17 protein-coding genes are annotated in these 20,619 nt (G+C 45.7%); 4 read left to right on the top strand and 13 right to left on the bottom strand.

All coding sequences use genetic code 11. From position 1 onward, the window contains the following. Positions 1 to 148: 148 nt before the first annotated feature. Positions 149 to 1,669 (bottom strand): 2-isopropylmalate synthase, encoded by a 1,521-nt coding sequence (locus tag RIH33_RS14855; RefSeq protein ID WP_159583346.1) that lies wholly within the window; start codon positions 1,667 to 1,669, stop codon positions 149 to 151. Positions 1,670 to 1,870: 201 nt separating this feature from the next. Between RIH33_RS14855 and RIH33_RS14860 the strand changes: the two genes are divergently transcribed. Then, complete coding sequence (locus tag RIH33_RS14860) at positions 1,871 to 3,418, top strand: hypothetical protein (protein ID WP_406652374.1); 1,548 nt, start codon at positions 1,871 to 1,873, stop codon at positions 3,416 to 3,418. Positions 3,419 to 3,424: 6 nt separating this feature from the next. Here RIH33_RS14860 and RIH33_RS14865 read toward each other — a convergent pair whose 3' ends face one another. The 10 genes from RIH33_RS14865 to RIH33_RS14910 form a co-directional block, all read right to left on the bottom strand. Next, positions 3,425 to 4,486, bottom strand: coding sequence for a VOC family protein (locus RIH33_RS14865; protein WP_406652375.1), 1,062 nt, complete (start codon positions 4,484 to 4,486; stop codon positions 3,425 to 3,427). 75 nt (positions 4,487 to 4,561) lie between these two features. Further along, positions 4,562 to 6,583, bottom strand: a complete 2,022-nt coding sequence (gene uvrB / locus RIH33_RS14870; RefSeq protein ID WP_406652376.1) for an excinuclease ABC subunit UvrB — start codon at positions 6,581 to 6,583, stop codon at positions 4,562 to 4,564. Positions 6,584 to 6,589: 6 nt separating this feature from the next. Continuing rightward, complete coding sequence (locus RIH33_RS14875; RefSeq protein WP_406652377.1) at positions 6,590 to 7,336, bottom strand: shikimate dehydrogenase family protein; 747 nt, start codon at positions 7,334 to 7,336, stop codon at positions 6,590 to 6,592. A gap of 2 nt (positions 7,337 to 7,338) precedes the next feature. Then, a complete protein-coding gene (locus RIH33_RS14880; protein ID WP_406652378.1) occupies positions 7,339 to 8,217 on the bottom strand; it encodes a DUF368 domain-containing protein in 879 nt (292 codons plus the stop codon). A 36-nt stretch (positions 8,218 to 8,253) separates the two neighbouring features. Next, positions 8,254 to 9,021 carry a phosphosulfolactate synthase gene (locus RIH33_RS14885; protein WP_406652380.1) on the bottom strand — a complete coding sequence of 256 codons (768 nt, stop codon included), beginning with the start codon at positions 9,019 to 9,021 and terminating at the stop codon, positions 8,254 to 8,256. Positions 9,022 to 9,095: 74 nt separating this feature from the next. Next, positions 9,096 to 10,496: a tetratricopeptide repeat protein gene (locus RIH33_RS14890; RefSeq protein ID WP_406652381.1), complete on the bottom strand. Its 1,401-nt coding sequence runs from the start codon at positions 10,494 to 10,496 to the stop codon at positions 9,096 to 9,098. A 100-nt stretch (positions 10,497 to 10,596) separates the two neighbouring features. Continuing rightward, positions 10,597 to 11,310: a tyrosine-protein phosphatase gene (locus tag RIH33_RS14895; RefSeq protein ID WP_406652383.1), complete on the bottom strand. Its 714-nt coding sequence runs from the start codon at positions 11,308 to 11,310 to the stop codon at positions 10,597 to 10,599. Between the two features lie 33 nt (positions 11,311 to 11,343). Next, positions 11,344 to 13,686: a GumC family protein gene (locus RIH33_RS14900; protein ID WP_406652384.1), complete on the bottom strand. Its 2,343-nt coding sequence runs from the start codon at positions 13,684 to 13,686 to the stop codon at positions 11,344 to 11,346. After that, positions 13,683 to 14,390: a polysaccharide biosynthesis/export family protein gene (locus RIH33_RS14905; RefSeq protein ID WP_406652386.1), complete on the bottom strand. Its 708-nt coding sequence runs from the start codon at positions 14,388 to 14,390 to the stop codon at positions 13,683 to 13,685. The genes RIH33_RS14900 and RIH33_RS14905 overlap by 4 nt, the downstream gene beginning before the upstream one ends. Before the next feature lie 151 nt (positions 14,391 to 14,541). Then, on the bottom strand, positions 14,542 to 15,654 hold the full coding sequence (locus tag RIH33_RS14910; protein WP_406652387.1) for a glycosyltransferase family 4 protein: 1,113 nt from the start codon (positions 15,652 to 15,654) through the stop codon (positions 14,542 to 14,544). Between the two features lie 89 nt (positions 15,655 to 15,743). Between RIH33_RS14910 and hflX the strand changes: the two genes are divergently transcribed. The 3 genes from hflX (at position 15,744) to RIH33_RS14925 (ending at position 19,258) form a co-directional block, all read left to right on the top strand. Then, complete coding sequence (gene hflX / locus RIH33_RS14915; RefSeq protein WP_406652388.1) at positions 15,744 to 16,883, top strand: GTPase HflX; 1,140 nt, start codon at positions 15,744 to 15,746, stop codon at positions 16,881 to 16,883. A 99-nt stretch (positions 16,884 to 16,982) separates the two neighbouring features. Further along, on the top strand, positions 16,983 to 18,701 hold the full coding sequence (locus RIH33_RS14920; protein WP_406652390.1) for a GMC oxidoreductase: 1,719 nt from the start codon (positions 16,983 to 16,985) through the stop codon (positions 18,699 to 18,701). A gap of 2 nt (positions 18,702 to 18,703) precedes the next feature. Further along, the gene (locus RIH33_RS14925; RefSeq protein ID WP_406652392.1) at positions 18,704 to 19,258 is read left to right on the top strand and encodes a gluconate 2-dehydrogenase subunit 3 family protein; all 555 of its coding nucleotides are present in this window, start codon (positions 18,704 to 18,706) and stop codon (positions 19,256 to 19,258) included. On the opposite strand, the gene RIH33_RS14930 is transcribed toward RIH33_RS14925, so the two are convergent. Both RIH33_RS14930 and RIH33_RS14935 read right to left on the bottom strand, forming a co-directional pair. Further along, positions 19,255 to 19,776, bottom strand: a complete 522-nt coding sequence (locus RIH33_RS14930; RefSeq protein WP_406652394.1) for a DUF350 domain-containing protein — start codon at positions 19,774 to 19,776, stop codon at positions 19,255 to 19,257. The two genes, RIH33_RS14925 and RIH33_RS14930, sit on opposite strands and share 4 nt — an antisense overlap. Further along, the gene (locus RIH33_RS14935; RefSeq protein WP_406652395.1) at positions 19,766 to 20,563 is read right to left on the bottom strand and encodes a hypothetical protein; all 798 of its coding nucleotides are present in this window, start codon (positions 20,561 to 20,563) and stop codon (positions 19,766 to 19,768) included. The genes RIH33_RS14930 and RIH33_RS14935 overlap by 11 nt, the downstream gene beginning before the upstream one ends. Positions 20,564 to 20,619 lie beyond the last annotated feature (56 nt).

Raw genomic sequence — 20,619 nt, forward strand, 5'->3', positions numbered from 1 at the left:
AATTTTTGAAAAAGTGTAAATATCCCATTTAATCCAGCCTTTTATCGACCTACCAAAGCCTGGTGAGCATATCGACCAATAACAAAAAAAGCCCTTCACAGTTATGCGAAGGGCCAAACGAGGACTGGAATATTTAGATTCTACTAGTTTACGCGGTTGCTTTGAGTACTTTACTCTTTACTGAGGTGATCTTATTAATGGCATCAACATAGGCTTTGACTGAGGCTATGATGATGTCCTTATGAACACCGAATCCCATATAATGCTGATCCTGGTACTTCACACGCAGGTGAACCTTGCCATCATCATTTCTATTGCCCATGGATTGCACCAAAAACTCATCCATATCAAACACTTCACCTAATATTTCATCTACTGCTCTGAATGCCGCATCTATTGATCCGGTACCTGTGGCAGATGCATGAATAATTTCTTTGTTGACCTCCAACTCTACTGTGGCCGAAGGAAAAACTGACTCCCCACATATAATCTGGACGTTTTTCAACTTGATACCACCTTCCGGAAGTGAGCCTTCTATCAAAATGATCAGGTCATCATCAGTCACATCCTTTTTGGCATCAGCCATTTTCAAGAAGTCATCGTAAACTTCTTCCACACGAGCCTCTTCGAGCGAATAGCCCAATCTGTCCAGATGATATTTCAGTGCGGCCTTGCCACTTCTCGCGGTGAGAATAATGGATGATTGCGGGATGCCCACATCCTCAGGGTCTAAGATTTCATAATTTTCCCGATGCTTAATGACGCCATCCTGGTGAATACCTGAAGAATGTGCAAAGGCGTTTCTACCCACAATGGCCTTATTCGGCTGCACCGGCATTCTCATCATTTTGCTTACCAACAGGCTCAATGCATAGATGTGCTTGCTGTCAATGTTGGTATGGAGGTCCACATCCTTATGTGTTTTCAGAATCATGGCCACTTCTTCCAAAGAAGTGTTACCTGCTCTCTCTCCAATTCCATTGATGGTGACTTCTACCTGTCGTGCGCCATTCAGTACACCTGCCATGGTATTGGCAGTAGCCAGCCCAAGGTCATTGTGACAATGACAGGAGATAATTGCATTGTCAATCCCCTTAACATTTTCCTTCAAAAATTTAATCTTGGCTCCATACTCTTCCGGCAGGCAATAGCCAGTGGTATCAGGAATGTTCACTACAGTAGCTCCGGCTTTGATCACCGCTTCTACCATCCTCGCCAGGTATTCATTATCTGTACGCCCGGCATCCTCGCAGTAAAACTCAACATCCTCTACATACTTTTTGGCATACTTGGTAGCCGCCACAGCGCGCTCCAGGATCTTCTCTCTATCGCTCTTAAATTTGTATTTGATGTGGTAGTCTGATGAGCCAATTCCCGTGTGTATTCTTTTGCGCTTAGCATATTTCAAGGCATCAGCCGCAAAGTCTATGTCTTTCTCTACAGAACGCGTAAGTGCGCAAATAATCGGATCTGAAACCGCCTTGGAAATCTCGATGACCGAGTTGAAATCCATGGGGCTAGAAATCGGAAAGCCAGCCTCTATGATGTCTACACCCAAAATCTCCAGCTCCTTTGCTACTTCAATTTTCTCAGGGGTGGATAACTGACAACCAGGGACCTGCTCGCCATCTCTCAGGGTAGTATCAAACACATATACTTTATCACTCATGATATCTTCTTTAAAATGGCCTCAGATGTTTTGAGGAAACGATCCTTCCGCTGGCCGTGCATTCACACATTGATTTAATTCCTCGAAAGTATAGGGGAACTGGTGAAGCCAAAAATCAAATAATTTTTTAATTACGATTTCTATTATATCAATTCAGATCAAATAGGCTTAAATTGCATCCAAAACGTATTTTTAATTACTATGCCTAAAGAGCGATCAGATCACTTGTTCACCCTTATCCGATCCATGCGCAAAAATGAAAAGCGCTACTTCAAGGTGCGCAACAAAGGTCAGAATCAGGAGGATGCGAAATACCTGATGTTATTCGATGCCCTGGACAAAATGGAAGCCTTTGACGAGGACCTCATCATTCGGCAGAATGAATGGATTAACCCCCGCCAGTTCAGCAACCTGAAGGCCCATCTTTATAAAAAAATCCTCCAGAGCCTGAAGGAATATACCGCCTCCTCCAATGAGGACATTAACATCCGTGAACAGATCGATTACATCCAGATTCTTTTTGACAGGAGCCTGTACCAGCAGAGTATGCAGCTCCTGCAGAAGGCCAAGAAGGTGATCAAGAAAAGTGACAACCTGGAGCTCCAGCTGGAGGTGCTCAAGTGGGAGAAAAACCTGCTCCCCTACTCGATTGGCAAAGGCAATCAAAAACGGGTAAGTCAGGTGGTGGCTGAGTCCAATGATATTAATGAAAAAATAACGCGGGTCAACTTACTCACAAACCTCTCTGTGGAGCTAAGCGCGATCTATCTTAAAACCGGATACATCAGAAACAAGGAAGACCATGACAGGATCAGCAGCATCTTTTCCTCACAAATTCCAGAATGGAATCAGTCGAAGTTTTCCTTTCGTGAGCGACTCCTCTGGTATGACATTCAGCTAAGCTACTACAGCTTTATCCAGGATTTTCACGAGGTGTTTGAGTACGCCAAGAAATGGGTCAACCTGTTCGATTACCCCCCTACCTCTGCCTATTATTTTGAGATGTACTTAAAAGGGCTCAATCACCTTCTCAATGCCCAGGCAAGATTGCAAAAACATGAAGAATTTCAGGAAACTCACCGAAAGCTCAGGGATCTGGCCAGCCATCGTCTGGTGAAACTCAATGAAAACCTGCAAATAAGACTCTTTAAGTACAGCTACGCCCATCAGTTCAACGGCTACTTCATGGTAGGTGATTTTCAGCGTGGGGTCAACCTGCTTCAGCGAATAGAAAAGAGGCTGGAGGGGTACATCGGGATGCTCGACAAACACTCTGAGTTGGTGCTTTTCTACAAAATAGCCTGTCTCTATTTTGGCAATGCCAACTACCGAAAGGCACTTAAATGGCTCAATCGAATCATCAACTCAGAAGATGAAGACATTCGGCAAGATGTGCATTCTTTTGCCCGAATAGTCAACCTCATCACCCACTACGAGCTCGGAAACCGTGACGTAATTGACTACTACATTCGATCCACCTATCGCTTTTTACTCAAAAAACACGATCTACACTCCTTTCAGGAATATATTCTGGCTTTCCTAAAAAGCCTGAGCCGGGAGACCACTCAAAAGGAACTGATACAGGGTTTTGTCGAACTGAGAAATCAGCTAATGAATTTGGCTCAAAGCAAATACGACAAACGAGCCTTTGTCTACTTCGATATCATCTCCTGGCTGGAAAGTAAAATTGAAAATCGCCCTGTAGGCGAAATCATCCGTGAGAAGGCAATGGGACAGCAGGTCGATTAATGAGGATCAGTCCTTAATTCTGCTAAATTTCAGCGCTTTCAGCATAAAATCTGGCAACGGTTTCAATGGATCTCGTTTTTCTACATTCAGGAATACGCCCAGTTTTTCAATGATGGGAATTTTGTACACCTCGATCATCTCTATCAGCACACCATCCGGATCGTCAATGTAGGTGCAGTGAACGCGGGTGGTTCCCCCCATATCAAGGGTATCCTGAGTATCACAGGTAAATCCAAAGCCCTTAGTGGCCAACTCTTCGCCCAACGCTTTCATACCACGAACGTCTAATCCCACGTGTACAAAACCAACATCTCCCCAAATTCGGCCTTTGTAAATTTTCTTAGGCTGATAATCCATCGCCTGAATCAATTCTATGTAAGTGTCAGCAGACACTTTGGCAAAGCCCCCACCTGGAGGATTGGACTGTGTCAGGCGAATTCTTCGGAAGGATTTTTCGCCCCCGGGCAGTGATTTGAAATCTTCGAAAACCCCGGTTTCATCATAGACCACCTTATCATATCCCAATACATCGGCATACAACTTCAGTGAGTTATCAATGTTCGAAACACCAATCACACATCCATTTGGCCCACCTGTGATGTGGTGTCCCCTGGTATAGAAGTTGTGCCCCGGAATGATCTGAAATAACAAGCCATTGGGATCCTCTGCATAAAAGGTCTTCGCTCCATCTGGCATGTCCACTATTCCAGAGCGCAGGTTGGCTCCATGTTTCTCAAAATGAGCATATGCAGCTTCCACATCCAGAGCTTTTACCTGATTGATATAGATCCCAATGTCACCCAGCTGAGTCTCAAAATCGGGAGGACGTGGAGTAAAAGAAGTAGGATTGACCACCTCCATGGCACAACCACCCTGAAGGTTTAGGATCATCGTGGCACGCTTGGTAATGGTCTCGTTCTTGGTGTATACGTCCATCAATGGAGCAGGAGCCACACCGTCAAAAATAGGAATGTCCATTCCTATAAATTTTCGATACCATTTTTGTGAAACTTCAGAGTCCGAAACACCTACCCCGATGTGTTGAATACCATTGATGCGCTTGTACATGTCTATTTAATCATTCAGGTGGCTAAATTAACAGAATTTGTTGGTTTCATGAGTGAAATACACTCATGACGGAGATCACTTCTTTAACATTTTCTCGATCTCCAGCATCTCATCCCTCAGCCTGGCAGCTTCCATAAAATCAAGATCTTTGGCGGCTTTCTCCATTTGTTTACGCGTATCGGAAGCCAGCTTTTTTAACTGATCCTTATTCATGTAAGCAACTACAGGGTCTGCTGCCACAGTCAGCTCCACCTCATCTCCGGTATAGTATTTCTTGGCTCCCTTTTTCTTATCTGCCGCAGAGGTTTGTCCCAAGATAGCCTCCCGGTTCTTGATAATAGTTTTAGGTACTATGCCATGCTCCTCGTTGTAGGCTTGCTGGATACTACGGCGCCTGTTGGTCTCGTCGATCGATCGCTGCATGGAATCTGTGATCTTATCTGCGTACATAATCACCATTCCATTCTCATTTCTGGCGGCACGGCCGATGGTTTGAACCAGGGAGCGTTCATTTCTCAAAAAGCCTTCTTTGTCTGCATCTATGATGGTAACCAGCGAAACTTCGGGTAGGTCGAGACCCTCTCTGAGTAAGTTGACACCCACCAGCACATCAAAAACCCCCAAACGCAGCTCACGCAATATCTCCACCCGATCCAGGGTATCCACCTCTGAGTGAATGTATCGTGTCTTCACTCCTGCATTGCTCATGTACTTGGTCAACTCTTCTGCCATTCGCTTGGTGAGTGTGGTCACCAGCACCCGCTCCTTTCGTTCCACCCGTAGCCATATCTCCTCCAGCAGATCATCGATCTGGTTCACACTGGGCCTCACCTCAATAATAGGATCCAACAGACCTGTGGGCCTGATGAGCTGCTCCACGATAATCCCTTCTGACTTGATCAGCTCATATTCACTGGGTGTCGCACTCACAAACACCACCTGATTCAGCATGCTCTCAAACTCATTGAAAGTAAGCGGCCGGTTGTCCAAAGCAGACGGTAGTCTGAAACCATAGTCAACCAGATTCACTTTCCTGCTTCGATCTCCTCCCCACATCCCGCGTATCTGAGGGATTGTAACATGGCTCTCGTCCACGATCATCAGGTAGTCATCCGGGAAGTAGTCCAACAGACAGAAAGGTCGTGCGCCAGCTGTACGGCGGTCAAAGTACCTCGAGTAATTTTCAACGCCCGAGCAGTATCCGATCTCACGGATCATTTCCAGATCAAACTCGGTTCGCTCTTTCAGGCGCTTGGCTTCCAAAAAACGACGCTCCTCTTCGAAAAACTGAACCTGAGCCATCATGTCGTCCTGAATTTCCCGAATGGCCACCTGAAGCAAATCCTTGCCAGTTACAAAAAGGTTGGCCGGAAATATGCTCACAATGCGCTCTTCTGACAGCTTTTCGCCCGTATGAGGATCAATCCGCTGAATAGATTCTACGTCATCACCCCAAAAAATAAATCTATAGGCAAAATCAGCATAGGCGATGAAGACATCTACCGTATCCCCCTTTACGCGAAAGGTGCCCCTTTTGAATTCCACTTCTGTACGGCTGTACAGAATATCCACCAGCTGAAACAAAAATTGATTTCTGGGAATGGTGTCCCCTTCCTGAACCTTAATTACATTTTTACCAAACTCCTCGGGATTACCAATACCATAGATACAGGAAACAGAGGCTACCACAATGACGTCCCTACGACCCGAAAGGAGCGCAGACGTTGCACTTAGTCTGAGTTTTTCAATTTCCTCGTTAATAGAGAGGTCTTTCTCAATGTACAGATTCGTGGTGGGCAAAAATGCCTCCGGCTGGTAGTAGTCGTAATAGGAAATAAAATATTCTACGGAGTTTTCCGGAAAGAAACTTTTGAACTCACCATACAGCTGCGCTGCCAGGGTTTTGTTATGGCAAAGCACCAGGGTAGGTTTCTGTACCTGCTCAATGACATTGGCCACAGTGAAGGTCTTTCCTGAACCCGTCACTCCCAAAAGAGTCTGAGCACCTTCTCCGTTATTAATCCCTTCAGTAAGGTGAGCGATTGCCTTGGGCTGGTCGCCGGTAGGCACGTATTCTGAACTGATTTTAAAATCCATGGAGGTTTAGGAATTCCAAATTTCCCAGGCACGGTCGGCCTGTACATACAGCATTTCCAATCCGTTTTTAGTACGCGCTCCTCTGCTTCTTCCTTCTTTCATAAATGCCGTTTCTTCCGGGTTATAAACGAGATCATACAAGTATTGTTCGGCACGTATGACATCATAAGGTATGTCCGGTTTAGATTCCAAATTGGGGTGCATACCCAGTGGGGTGGTATTAACAATCATATCCACCTTTGAGACGTAGGAGGGATCATCCTTGAGATCCTGATAAACAAGGTCTCCCTTATGCTTGTCCCTGGAGACCACCATGTATTTAATGCCCAGGTCCAAAAAAGTCGCTTCCACAGCTTTAGAAGCACCGCCACCACCCAAAATCAACGCCTTTTCGCAGGTAATATTTCCTTGAAAATAGTTGACCATGGATTGTTTGAATCCGAAAAAATCACTGTTGTAGCCCACCAGTTTATTTCCCTCTTTCTTCACCACGTTCACAGCCTCCACCTTATGGGCACTGCTATCCAGCCGATCCAGAAACCGGCGTATATTCTCCTTGTGAGGAACGGTGACATTAACTCCCACCAGATCCGGATATCGCTCCCACAGCGCGGGAAAATCCTTCAGGTATTCTATCTCAAAGAGGTCGTATTTGTGACTTTCAGTAAGCCCGAGTCGGGCGAATTTTTCCTGAAAATACCCACGGGAAAAAGAGTGACCAAGCGGAAACCCAATCAAACCATATCTTTTCATTTTTAAGCTATTTTTTTTCCTATCCACTCCAAACCACCAACGATGATGATGCCAAGGGAAAAGAATATAATAGCTAAATATAGTTGATTTGGCTGACCTGTGATCGTTGTAAAGTCATTCGGGCTCAAATTCACGAAAACATCTCCGGATTCATCCTTCCAGGGCCATATTTTGTTCAGCGATCCCAGCATGAATCCTGCGAGAAGAGCCAACGTGACTCCCTTGTGATGAAGCAGAAGCCAATGAATAACCTTGGAGAAGGCAATAATCCCAACCGCACAGCCAGCAGCAAATACCGCTATAATGGCCAGGTCAAGATTTTTTACAGCGCCCAATACGAACTCGTACTTCCCTAACAGGAGAAGAATGAATGAGCCGGAAATTCCAGGCAGAATCATGGCGCAGATAGCAATGGCACCGGAAATGAAAATAAACCAAAGTTCTTCAGGCGTATTACCAGGGGTAAGTGAGGTAATCAGGTAAGCCAAAATGACTCCCACAAACATTGAAAGGTAAACAACCCAGCCACGCGTGCGGGGCATCACAAAGTACGCGGAAATAAGGATGAGTCCGAAAAAGAAAGACCAGACAGGGATGGGATACACTTCCAGTAAATAGGTAATGAGTTTGGCCAATGAAAAAATACTAATCAGCACTCCGGCAAACACATTGAGCAAAAAAGCTCCATTAATGCGCTCCCACAAACCCCTAAGGTCAAGTTTCAGTATTAGCTTCAATGCCACAGCATCCACAGATTTGATGGAGTGGATTAATTCTTCATAGATCCCTGTGATCAGTGCAATCGTACCCCCGGACACCCCGGGAATCACATCGGCACCACCCATGGCCATGCCTTTCAGGAGTAAAACTATTCTTTTCATACCATCAAAAAAGCCACCTGAGGGTGGCTAAATTTCTTATTTAAGACTATCGAGAAAATAATCGAATGTATCACCCCTCAGTCCAAGCCGGATGGTTTCCAATGGAATCACCTCATTGGGAGCAATATTTCCGAGGTTTACATTCGTTCCGATCAACTTGATAAACCACACCTGCTGGGCCTTTTGAGGGGCTTCCCATAATATCTTGTCTTCGGGTATTTTGGTAAGAATCTCCTCTACCAAACCTTGCCTCACTTCGCCTGAATCTCTGAACAGTCCCACATTTCCGCTCTCCCTGGCCTCTCCAATCACTTTCCAGGCACCAGCATCCAGTTCGGTCTGCATCTGCTCTATCCACTTATAAGGTGGGATGATTTTTGCTGCGTCCTTCGATCCTACTTCACTCAGCACAGTCACCTGCTTTGCCAGTGTACTGATATAGCCACACTTCTCGTCGTGATTCATCTCAATGGAGCCATCAGACACCTCAGCATACTCCAACCCAAACTGATCCAGCACTTTCTGGTAGTCTGAAAACTGATTTCTGACAATAAAAGCTTCAAAAAGTGTTCCCCCGAGGTAAACCGGAAGCCCTGCAGACTTATAAACAGCCAGCTTCTCCTTTAAATTTTTGGTGACGTAAGAAGTCGCCCAGCCCAGCTTCACGATATCGATAAAATCCCCGGATATGTCAATCATATCCTCCACCTCTCTGATACTGAGGCCTTTATCCATAATCATTGTATAACCAGTGTTACGTGGCTTGCTCGTACGGTGGGGTATTTGATTTAAATGATAATTCATAAAAGATGTTTTGACAGGGGATTTTTTGAAGGCACAAAAATCAGAAATTCTGCTCAAAATGACCTACCGATCTACTAATTGTTTTTTCGGTATTGTTCGATGATCTTGTATAGTGCTTTCTGAGTGTGCAAGTTGGGGAAATAATCAAACAATTGTAAGTGGCCCTCAAAGTCGAGAATAAGTGCTGTTTCGAGGCGGTTGATGGCCATCTTGTACTTCCCTCCCTCTATGAGGTATACTACGCTCCTGTAAAACAAATCTGCATCATCCGGACATTCAGCGAGTCCCTCTTCCACAGTATCCTGAGCGAGCTGGAAGTCCCCCTGCTCGTAATAAACATTAGACCAGTCCAACCATACCTGTGGATTTTCAGGATCCATCTCGCTGGCCTCGGCATAAGCCTCCAGTGCAGAAATGACATTACCCATTTTTGCCTCAGCGTCAGCCACGGCCTTCCAGTAAATGCCATTTTCCACATCAAGCTTGAGTGCCTTATTCAGGAAGTGAATGGCCTCGTACCACTTTTCCTGAAGCCCCAGACAAATACCCAGCCCATACCAGGCCTCATGATAAAGGTGATCGAGTTTAGTGGCTTTTTGATAATTTTTTACAGCCAATTCCAGCTGCTCCATTTTCTCGTATGCCGCGCCTATGTGACAATATGTTTCTGAAGTTGGCCCCTCAATGTCCATCGTTTTGGTATAGGCATTAAGGGCTTTGTCGTACTGCTCCAGGCTCATATAGGCATTACCCATGTTGAAGTGGGCACTGCTGAAGTCATCGTCAATGGCCACTGCATATTCGTAGGCATCAATGGATTTCTCAAACTGCTCGAGTTTATTATAGACAATCCCCAGGTTATACCAGGCGTATTCAGAGTACGGATCCTGATCGATAAATTTGTGGTAATAATCAAGGCTACTTTCGAGCTCGCCAGACACGTCCAGGCAATAGGCGAGTTCATACAAGGCATTTTCATTCAGCATATTAAACTCAATAGCTTGCTTGTAATTCTCGGCAGCAGCTTCATAATTGCCCATCCCCTGAAAAGCCAAACCGATGCTATAATACACCTCATCCTTGTCTTCTGCGAAATCCAGTGTTTTCTGATAACACTCCACTGCATCCTGATACTCCGATAGCAGGGAATGAATGGTCCCTTTTTGCATGAGCAACTCAGGATCATTCGGGTGATAATTAAGGGCCTCTTCCAGCTTTTCTATCGCATCATCCTGTCGGTCCAGTTTCACCAGAACATCCGCCAGCTCCATCAGCATATCCACAGAATACGGGTAATGCTCCAAGGCCACCTCACAAGCCCGCAATGCCTGATTGTATTTCTCATGATTCTGATAATAGGAGATGACCTGAAGAAAGGTCTCTTCGTCGAAGTAAAATGGCTCCTTATTTTTAAGGAACGCTTCAAACTTTCTCACCAACTCTCTCTCTTCCTTGCGCTTATACTCTTCTTGCATATAAAAAAGTTAAAAGTGCTTACATGTAGTTAAAACAATATACTTTAAAATTCAGTGCGGTTTATCAACACAGATCGAAAAGTTATCCACAACCAAACAATCAAATAAGTTCATTGTTCAGCACATTTTGCGGAGAAACTTTAATCTCCAATGACCTCTCAAAACCCTCCATTTGGCCTTTCCGATGTATATCTGACCCGAAAAAGTCCACCATTGCCTCCTTGAGTAATTTCATGGCCATCTTTTTAGGATTTGAACCGTAAAATCCATTCAGCGATGGTATGGAGACCTGCAACCTGACACCTTTCTCACGAATCTGCCTTAGCCAGGAGAGATCATCCTCCAAATACAAGTAGCGCTCCGGGTGTGCCAGGACAGGTACGTAATTAAGGGACTTGAGTTTGAATATCACCTCATCGAAAATGATGGGCTTGGTATGAAATCCGGTTTCTACCAACACATACCCTGCGGTTCCAAAACTTAGGATCGGCTCTTTTCTGTCTAACAGATCAATCAAATGAGCATCGATATAGTACTCCGCGGCAGCTTCCACCTCAATACTCATCTTTTCCCGGCTGAGGTGCTGTTTCAATTCACTCAGGGCATTCAGAATAGTCTCATGGGTATTTGGATAGTGATCTGAATAGATATGGGGGGTGGTGATAAGTTTTTTGAAGCCCAGTCTGGAAAATTCACGAATAATATCGAGCGATTCATCAAAATCACGCACACCATCGTCAAGATTTGGCAACAGGTGACTGTGAACATCAACCCGGATATCAATCCCTACTTTCTTAGAAAACCATCCAAACATATATACCCCGAACTGGCCACAAAGGTAAGGCTATTATTTAGATTCTTCGTAGTAGCCATAGCCGTAACCATAGCCATAACCATAGCCATAACCGTAACCCTTTCCACCAGCCTTCACTGAATTAAAGATTACCGTCAGGTTGGTAAAGCGGTTGATCTTTTTGAGGTTCTCGATGGATTTGACAAATGACCGCTTGGAATAGTCAGACCTCACCACATAAAGCTGGAGATCAGATTTTTTCATACTGAGTACCGCATCTGTCACCAGGCCTACCGGTGGAGTGTCTAATATCACCAGATCATATCGTTTTTCAAGCTCAGCCAGGATGTTGTCATACTCGTCATTAAGGATTAGTTCCGATGGATTAGGTGGATTAGGGCCTGCAGGGATGTAATCCAAATTCTGAATGGACGTACTCGTAATACACTCGTCAAGAGAATTTTTACCAATTAGCAGGGTGCTCATTCCCTTAAAATGGGCCTCATCACCAAAAGCCAGGTGCACTTTTGGCTTGCGCATATCCATGTCCACCACGCACACACGTTGTTTGGAGAAAGCCATCACGGCACCGAGGTTCACAGCAACGAAGGTCTTCCCCTCACCAGAAATTGTGGAAGTGATGGTAATGGTCTTCGTCACTTTATTCCCATTCAGAAATTCCATATTGGTACGGATGGTTCTCAGGGCCTCGCTAATGGCCGACTTGGAGCTAGGCATAATCACCAGCTTGGTCAGTGGCAATTTGTGCGTGGTAAATTCCGGAACAGACCCAAGTATGGGCACACTCACCAATTTTTCGAGCTCGCGGTAACTGGAAATGCTATTATGGAGCAGGTACCTGATCAGAAGAAAAACAAAAGAAATCAGGAACCCTGCAGCCAATGAAATACTGTAAATGATCGTAGGCTGGGGTTTAATGGGAGCTCCGGGGAGCGAGGCGGGAGATAGAATCACAAAATCAGTAACGGTGCCAGCCCTTGTAATCTCAAGGTCCATCTTCGTCCGCCAAAGTGACATCAGGTAGCCTTCATGCAGGTTATAAAATCGCTTGTTTCTATCAAAGCTCGTCCTCATGGACGGTAGTTCGGCGAAGATTTTTTCCAGGTAATCACTTTTGCCTCCCAGTCTCCTTTCCTTTTCTTTCAGAAAGGCAATGTGCCTGGGGATAAATTCCTCCAACGTATTTTGAAAGGACTCGATTTGATCATCGATTCCCTTGATGATGTGTGTGTTTTCGTTGTAATACCTCAGTTTCTCCTTACGCTCATTTAACAATTCCCTGTATCTGGTAAGAAAGTTGTTCAGGGATGCCGGTACCGGCAGGTCGGATCCGGCGAGCAGGGAATCATAGCCCTCAAAATTCTCATCAAACTCAATCGCCTCTAAGAGCTGATCCTCCAACTGACTCTGCGCAGAATCCAAATTAATAAGGCTCTGAATCACCCTTTGGATATCTCCTACCAGATTAAGGGTTCGATTCTCAATGATAAAATTTTCGAAATATGAATCGTATGTTTCGAGGGTGTCCTCAGTAAGCATAATTTGTGAATCCAGAAACTTTATCTTCTGCTCCAGGGTAATATTCTTTGCCTGACGCGAATAATCCAGATACAAGGTATCTACAGCTGTAAGCAGATCACGCGCCTTATTGCGATTGAAGTCCTCCAAAGAAATCCGAATGGTCCGGGCGTTAATATTCTCCGGGCTCACACTGATGTTTCTTTGCAAGTATCCAATCAGTGCATCTTCACTATTTACAGTAAAATAATACTTGCCACCCACTTCCGGGTAATTGAAATAGTCAGTCTTGTGAATGACAAAATTGAATCCGTCGGTAATGATATCCTCCCCATATGAATATGTCTGACTGACCTCATTCCCCTTGTCCATGTAGATCAATTCAAAAGTATCAGGGGACTTAATGTCCACATCAAAAGGCCTGTTGTAAAAGAATGAATTTTTTATTTTGTACGAAACCACAAAAGGGCTATTGCGATAGCGTTCATCTACCAGGTATCGGCCATAATAGTAATAGGAGACATCCATATCTATTACATCCACCACCTTGTCAAAGAAGAGTTTTGATCTTAAAATTTCAATCTCTCCTGAAAGGCCTGTTCCCATGGAGCCCTTAAACCCTGATGTGAGCCCAAGAGAAGTGGCTTCGCTCTCAAAATCCAGCTTCAACAAGGAGGTTGACTGGAAAACCGGTTTGGTATACCTCAAATAAACATATGCCAGGGAAACAGAACTACCCACAAAGAGGATGATCCACAACAAACTTTTTCTGAGAATGAACAAAAATTTCTCAAGGTCAAAGGAATTGAACAATTCATCTCCCGACTGGGTGTTCTCTATTTGATCGAAATCTTTCACCTGGTGATGTTCTGAATAAGTAGAAAGAATGCAATCACACTGGAGGTGATGCTGAGCACAGGAGAAATATCCCGTATACCCACCTGCCAGGCCCTTCTCCACGGTTCGACATAAATAATGTCTCCCGGCTCCACCTTGATGATGGTGGATTTCATGCCATCAACTGTGGTCAAATCGATCTGGTAAACCAGAGGATTGGAGAGATCACCACGGATCACTTTAATATTCCCTGCCTTCGCTCCCATGCTCAGGCCTCCATACAGGGCCAGTATTTCGGCCAATGTTACATTCTCATTTTCAAGCAAAATTACCTGACCTCCATTTGCGCCAAGCAGCACCACTCGCCTGTTGTTCACAGTCAGCTTTACAAAACAGTCCTTATAAAACTCATCATAAGCACTTTGCAGCACTATCTCCGCTTCGTTGACAGTAAGTCCCTCCAGTTTCACCCGATCTATTACCGGCAACTTCGCCACTCCATCTATCTGAACCAGGTACTCAAATTGTTGACGGTTGTTCAAGCGATTCTGATTGTTACCTCCTAATCCGGATACCTCAGGGTTGGGATCAACAATTCGCTCCCCGTCGTTCGTAAATAAGTTTAACTCGATATAATCATTCACCTGAATCCGATAGTTCTCCTCAGCCTTCTTCACGGGCATAGATAAATCCTCCTCGGTAAAATTGTCATCAAGCCGAAACATAAGATCCTGCTTGTAAACCTTACAACTACTTAAAAAAACCACACACCCAAGGAAAAGCCACCGCATCGTGGATATCTTAGAAATCATATAGAACAACTGAGTTTGATGGCGAAGATAAGCCAAAACCTAAAAATAGCCGTGATACTGTCTATTATAAGCCCGATACCAATTCATCTATCTTATCCCCATACCTAGCGATCACAAGTCGCTCATCAAACCGCTCCACAATGCTCTGACGGGCATTTTGCGCCATCTGCAATCGCTCCTCTTCACTGAGCGCAAGAAACAATCCCATCTTAGCAGCCAGGTCCTTGGGGTTTCTGACCTTGCAGAGAAATCCATTATATCCATCGATGAGCACATGATTGCACCCGGGCACATCGGTGGCTATCAATGGCTTACCCATGGCACCGGCTTCCAGCAGGGTACGCGGTGTACCCTCCCTGTAAGAGGGCAAGACCACCACATCGGCCCGTGCAATGTCCGACCTCACATCTTCAACATGTTCCTGATAGGTGATCAGCCCGTCACCTATCCACGCCTCCAACTCCCTTTTGGAGACTGTCCGGGAATGCTCCTCATCCAGCCCACCGATCAACCGAAACCGGGCCTTCCTCCCCTTCTTTTTCACAATCCTGATGGCCTCAATAAAATCGTAAATGCCTTTCTCCACCAAAAGTCGGCTGATCATTAAAAAAACAGGAACAGAATGCTCTGGTGCCGGCCCTGGCTTGAAATAATCAATATCCACTCCCGAGCCCGGAAGAAGACTTGTTTTGCTCATGTCAATTTTCACAAACCGGCCAAACTCATCCCGATCATCAGCATTCTGGAAAAACACCCAGCGATTGAACCGAAAAGCAAATGAATAAAGCGTCGTGGCCATTTTCTTTACCCAGCCTTTCCATAGGAAGGTGGTTCCCAATCCGCTCACATTGCAAATACACGGTATCCGGAGCCATCCGGCCGCCAATGACCCGTAGATATTGGGTTTGATGGTGTACGTCAGTACCACATCAGGCCTTTCCGCCTTCAACAGGTTCCTTAATTTCAGGAGCAGGACAAAATCAGTGACCGGGTTCATTCCACTGGCAGACATGGGCATGTGGATAAACCTGCACCCAATCTCCTCAAGCTTTGCCGAGTAGGCATCCTCAGGAGCTATGGTTATCACCTCGTCACCACGGTCAAGAAAGTACCTCACAAGACCCCTGCGAAAATTATAAATATTCCAGCTGGTGTTAATGATAATCGCAATTTTCATGGATGATACTGAGCAGCCTCCTGATTTTAGTTAATTTTGAACTTCCTGATAACAATATATGTAGTGAAGCACAATATCAGGGAATTTTTATGATAGAAACTAAAAAAGAACAAGAATACGGCGTACTGGTAGCTGTCACCCCGAAATTTCAGGCTGACGATAAGACACTTGAGTTTCTTGAAGAGCTGGAATTTCTGGTACAAACGCTGGACATCAAAGTAGAAAAAACCTACGCTCAAAAACTGGAGCGCCCGGACACCAAGACTTTTGTGGGCAAAGGAAAACTGGAGGAAATCAAGGAGTTTGTCAAGGCAAAGAATATTGGCAATGTCATCTTTGATGATGACCTCACGCCTTCACAATTGCGGAATCTTGAGAAAGAGTTAAAAGTAAAGATTTATGACCGAAGCTTGCTCATTCTTGATATTTTCCTAAAAAGAGCCCAAACAACCCAGGCAAAGACCCAGGTAGAATTGGCCCGATATCAGTACCTGTTGCCACGCCTTACCCGCATGTGGACTCACCTGGAACGCCAGAGAGGGGGCACCGGCACACGAGGTGGAGCCGGAGAAAAAGAGATAGAAACGGATAGAAGAAACATCCGAAATCAGATCAATGTCCTGCGAAAGAAGTTGGACAAAATAGAGACTCAGGCTGCCACAAGGAGAAAATCGCGGGATGGAATCGTGCGTGTGGCGCTGGTGGGTTATACCAACGCGGGAAAATCCTCCCTGATGAACCTCATCAGCAAGGAGCAGGTGTACGCCAAGGACGAACTATTCGCTACGGTGGACTCCACCGTGCGCAAGGTGGTGATTAATCAGATTCCCTTTTTACTGTCTGATACCGTAGGGTTCATTCGCAAACTACCCCACAACCTGATTGAGTCGTTTAAGTCTACCCTGGAAGAGGTAAAGGAGGCCGACTTCCTGCTCCATGTCATCGATGTGTCTAATCCGGCATACGAAGACCATATCCAGGTGGTGGAAAAAACCCTGGAGGAGATTGGTGCAGCCGATATCAAAACCATTAAAATCTACAATAAAGTAGATAAGGTGGAGGACATTGCAGAGCTTCATTTGAATGAGAATGGAGCCAATGACCAATCGATGTTTGTCTCTGCCAAAACAAAATATCACCTGACTGAGCTGCGGGAGCTCCTGGCCAAAGAGGTAAAGAAAGAGCACATCAAGATTTACCCCAATTACCTGGAACCGGAAACTTTCTGATTTTAGGGCGGATGGCGGTATTTTCAAACTGTTGGGGCCTCTGAGCATTTCAGATTCTGACAAATTATGTTTAAAATGGGTATCTGAAACCTCAGCAACATGCCCATTAACACTACTTTTCAGATTGGAGAACAGGCGGCCACCTATGATGCCATCGTTATTGGCTCTGGTGTCTCCGGCGGCTGGGCCGCCAAAGAGCTTACCGAAAAAGGACTGAAAACCCTGGTGCTCGAAAGGGGCCGCCCGGTAGAACATCGGAAAGACTATATCACAGAACATAAAGCTCCCTGGGAATTTGACCTGAGGGGGCAGCTCACCAAAGAAGAAAAAAAGGAATACTCACAGGCGGTAAGGATCGGCTACCTGGATAAAACCGCCCTGCATTTCTTTTCAAAGGACTCAGAGAGCCCCTATGTAGAAGAAAAACCTTTTGTATGGGCCCGGGGCTATCAGGTGGGTGGTAAGTCCATTACCTGGGGGCGGTATACTTTCCGCATTTCTGATCTGGATTTTGAAGCCAACCTGAAAGAGGGTGTGGGCGTGGACTGGCCCATCCGATATAAGGACATTGCTCAGTGGTATGACTATGTGGAGCAATTCGCAGGGATTTCCGGTGAAAAACTGGGCCTTGATCATCTCCCCGATGGCAACTTCCAAAAGCCCATGGAGCTCAATGTGGTAGAAAAACATCTGCGAAAGCGCATCCGTGAGCTTTACCCAGAAAGATACCTCACCATCGCCAGAGCAGCTGTCTTGACAGAGCCCATTGGCGAGCGGGCACCCTGTCACTACTGTGGCCCATGCTGGCGCGGCTGTAGCACGGGATCTTATTTCAGCTCCCTGTCTTCTACTTTGCCTGCCGCAGCGGCCACTGGCAACCTTACCATCCGCCCCTTCAGTGTGGTTCACAGCATCATTTATGACCCTGAAACCCGCAAAGCATCAGGGGTGCGGATCGTTGACAGTGAGACGAAAGAAACGATAGAGTTTAAGGCCAAAGTGGTCTTTGTGTGTGCCTCGGCTATGGCTTCCACCCAGATCCTGCTCAATTCTAAATCGGAAGAATTTCCAGACGGCATTGGCAATACCAGCGGCGTGCTGGGACATTACCTGATGGATCACCACCTGGGCATGGATGTCAACGCTACCGTCCCCGGCTTTCTGGACAGGACCACCCGTGGCAACCGCCCCATCGGCTTCTATATCCCACGGTATAGAAACATTGGTGGAGACTCAGATATGCCCGGTTTCTCAAGAGGCTACGGCTTTGAAGGATCAGCCTATCGTGAAGGGTGGTCACAAGCCTTTGGTATGGAGGGTTTTGGTGTGGATTTCAAAAACAAAGTAAAAGAAGCCGGAGAATGGAGGGTAGGGATGTGGGGATTTGGTGAAACCCTGCCTTACTACGACAATCATGCCCGCCTTCACCCCACCGAAACAGATGAGTTTGGCATCCCGAAGATGGTTTTCAATGCGGAAATCAAGGACAATGAAAAAAGAATGCGGCAGGATTGCCTGGACTCCATGGCAGAGATGCTCGAAAATGTAGGGTGTACCAACATCACGGCTGAAGACAATGCAGCCGGGGCCGTGCCAGGATTTGGCATACACGAAATGGGCACTGCCCGAATGGGAAGGGACCCTGAGACCTCTTTCCTCAATGGCAATAATCAGGCACATGAGGTACCCAATCTTTTTGTGACTGACGGAGCATGCATGACCTCTTCGCCATGTCAAAATCCGTCCATTACCTACATGGCACTCACAGCGCGGGCTGCTGATTTTGCTGTGAAACAATTAAAATCCGGAAATCTATAGCCATGGACAGACGAAAAGCATTGATCAATATGTCACTGAGTGCCGCTGGCATCAGCCTCTCCGCATCGCTCATTGCGGCACTTGGTAGTTGTGAATCGAAAAAGCAACTCTCGTACAAAGCCCTGACCTTTTCTGCTGAGGAAGATGCGCTGCTTCAGGAATTGGTTGAACTGATTATCCCCACTACAGACACCCCAGGAGCAAAAGCCGCTGGTGTCAACCAGTACATTGACCGGGTACTTAGCATGGTCAGTGATGCTCCTGAAAAAGAAGGCTTTGTTTCCGGCCTGGAGACCATCGACATTCTGAGTCAAAAACAGTTTGGTCAGACCTTTCTGAAACTATCACAGGAGGATCAGATCAAACTACTCCAGCAATTGGAATCAGAAAGCCAAACAGCGAAAGGTGGCTCTTTTTTCTCGCTGCTCAAGAGTATGACTATTTATGGCTACTATACCTCAGAAATCGGTGCCAGTCAGGAACTGATGTATGTCCACGCCACAGGAACTTACGATGGAGACATCCCTTATAGTGAGGTGGGGAAAAACTATTACTAAAAGCTGCCCATCGGAGGCAAAGCCGGGTAAGGCACTATCGCTTCTATGAGCATCATCACTCCATCTCTGGTGAAAAGTGTAAGCGTGATCAGTATACTACCAATAACCAGGGCTACCCCAATGTTATTTTCCCTAATCTCCTTAAACTCATCGATGGGTGTGAGCTTACTATACAAAAAGGTACTGAGCAGCCCAATGGAAATAGCTGCCGTGTAAGCAATGGCAATATAAATCCCCCCAATACCGATATACTTCAATGCCAGGATGAAGCTCTCACTTTGCTTGTCCAGCAGCCTGAAAGAAGACATCAGCGGTTGGATAATCCCACTCACCATGATGCCTACCGACAAGATAATAGACGCCATAAAAATGCTGTAGGCCACATTGAAAGCCTCAATGCCGTAATATTTTCGACCTACCCACTGCAAGAGCTTGAAGGTGAGGACCAGAATAAACACACCAATGGTAATGGCAGAAAAAATTTCAATCAGTCCAAGTATGGCGATGCTATAGTTCATGAGCGAGTGCAGTTTTCCAGTAGTTTACATTGCTTGTATTGGGAGGCAGCATCCCCAGCGGCCACCCCTTAGCGGTAGTTTCCCAAAAGTAGTATTTTTCCCCCTGGTGCAGCAGGTAATCACCGGTAGCGGGGGCTTTCAGCGCAAGCATTGCATGGGCATATTCATTACTTACCACAATCATCGGATCAAAATCCAATTCTTCGAGCATGGTATAGATGAGGACAGCCCGGGTGTCACAGTCTCCATAAAGGGAATGTATAAACTCATAAGGTGATAAAATTCCCAATGCCACGCTTCCCATACAGGGCCGCCCATCCGTTTGGATTTCCTTACAATCTTCCGGCACCACGAAACTATAGGGAATGTCCTGAACGAAACTCACAATCAACTCCGCCAGCTCAAGCCTGGTGAGGTCATTGCGATCTGCAATGGTAGCCAATGAATCTACCAAAAAACTGATGTCCGGCTTACTGTCAGTCACCAGGTTGGAATAAACCTCCGACCAAAATTCCAGATAGTTATCCCCGCGAAGGTTCATCGCCAATCGTTTTTTAGCCAACCGGTCACTGACGGCTCCTCTCGAATGATAGGCTCCACAAAAACTTCTGGATTGATCTACGAAATTCCAACCGCGGGTATGCAAACGATCGTTTCCGGTATTGATTATATCAAACCCATCAGAACATCTTTCCCCTGCGTCGGTCTTCTTGATGGTTTGAATCAGAATATTCAGGATGAAAAAAATGGCAATGAAATAGCCAACCACCCTCAAAAATTTTCTCATGCGCTAAAGATGCAAAACATCTTTATTTTTCAAACGATGGGCATCCAAATTTGTGC

The sequence above is a fragment of the Marinoscillum sp. genome, assembly GCF_040222955.1.
Lineage (GTDB): Bacteria > Bacteroidota > Bacteroidia > Cytophagales > Cyclobacteriaceae > Marinoscillum.

Excerpts from the sequence above, each read along its gene's own strand:
- RIH33_RS14855 (WP_159583346.1), bottom strand. The coding sequence starts at position 1,669 with ATGAGTGATAAAGTATATGTGTTTGATACTACCCTGAGAGATGGCGAG.
- RIH33_RS14860 (WP_406652374.1), top strand. The coding sequence starts at position 1,871 with ATGCCTAAAGAGCGATCAGATCACTTGTTCACCCTTATCCGATCCATG.
- RIH33_RS14865 (WP_406652375.1), bottom strand. The coding sequence starts at position 4,486 with ATGTACAAGCGCATCAATGGTATTCAACACATCGGGGTAGGTGTTTCG.
- uvrB (WP_406652376.1), bottom strand. The coding sequence starts at position 6,583 with ATGGATTTTAAAATCAGTTCAGAATACGTGCCTACCGGCGACCAGCCC.
- RIH33_RS14875 (WP_406652377.1), bottom strand. The coding sequence starts at position 7,336 with ATGAAAAGATATGGTTTGATTGGGTTTCCGCTTGGTCACTCTTTTTCC.
- RIH33_RS14880 (WP_406652378.1), bottom strand. The coding sequence starts at position 8,217 with ATGAAAAGAATAGTTTTACTCCTGAAAGGCATGGCCATGGGTGGTGCC.
- RIH33_RS14885 (WP_406652380.1), bottom strand. The coding sequence starts at position 9,021 with ATGAATTATCATTTAAATCAAATACCCCACCGTACGAGCAAGCCACGT.
- RIH33_RS14890 (WP_406652381.1), bottom strand. The coding sequence starts at position 10,496 with ATGCAAGAAGAGTATAAGCGCAAGGAAGAGAGAGAGTTGGTGAGAAAG.
- RIH33_RS14895 (WP_406652383.1), bottom strand. The coding sequence starts at position 11,310 with ATGTTTGGATGGTTTTCTAAGAAAGTAGGGATTGATATCCGGGTTGAT.
- RIH33_RS14905 (WP_406652386.1), bottom strand. The coding sequence starts at position 14,390 with ATGTTTCGGCTTGATGACAATTTTACCGAGGAGGATTTATCTATGCCC.
- RIH33_RS14910 (WP_406652387.1), bottom strand. The coding sequence starts at position 15,654 with ATGAAAATTGCGATTATCATTAACACCAGCTGGAATATTTATAATTTT.
- hflX (WP_406652388.1), top strand. The coding sequence starts at position 15,744 with ATGATAGAAACTAAAAAAGAACAAGAATACGGCGTACTGGTAGCTGTC.
- RIH33_RS14920 (WP_406652390.1), top strand. The coding sequence starts at position 16,983 with ATGCCCATTAACACTACTTTTCAGATTGGAGAACAGGCGGCCACCTAT.
- RIH33_RS14925 (WP_406652392.1), top strand. The coding sequence starts at position 18,704 with ATGGACAGACGAAAAGCATTGATCAATATGTCACTGAGTGCCGCTGGC.
- RIH33_RS14930 (WP_406652394.1), bottom strand. The coding sequence starts at position 19,776 with ATGAACTATAGCATCGCCATACTTGGACTGATTGAAATTTTTTCTGCC.
- RIH33_RS14935 (WP_406652395.1), bottom strand. The coding sequence starts at position 20,563 with ATGAGAAAATTTTTGAGGGTGGTTGGCTATTTCATTGCCATTTTTTTC.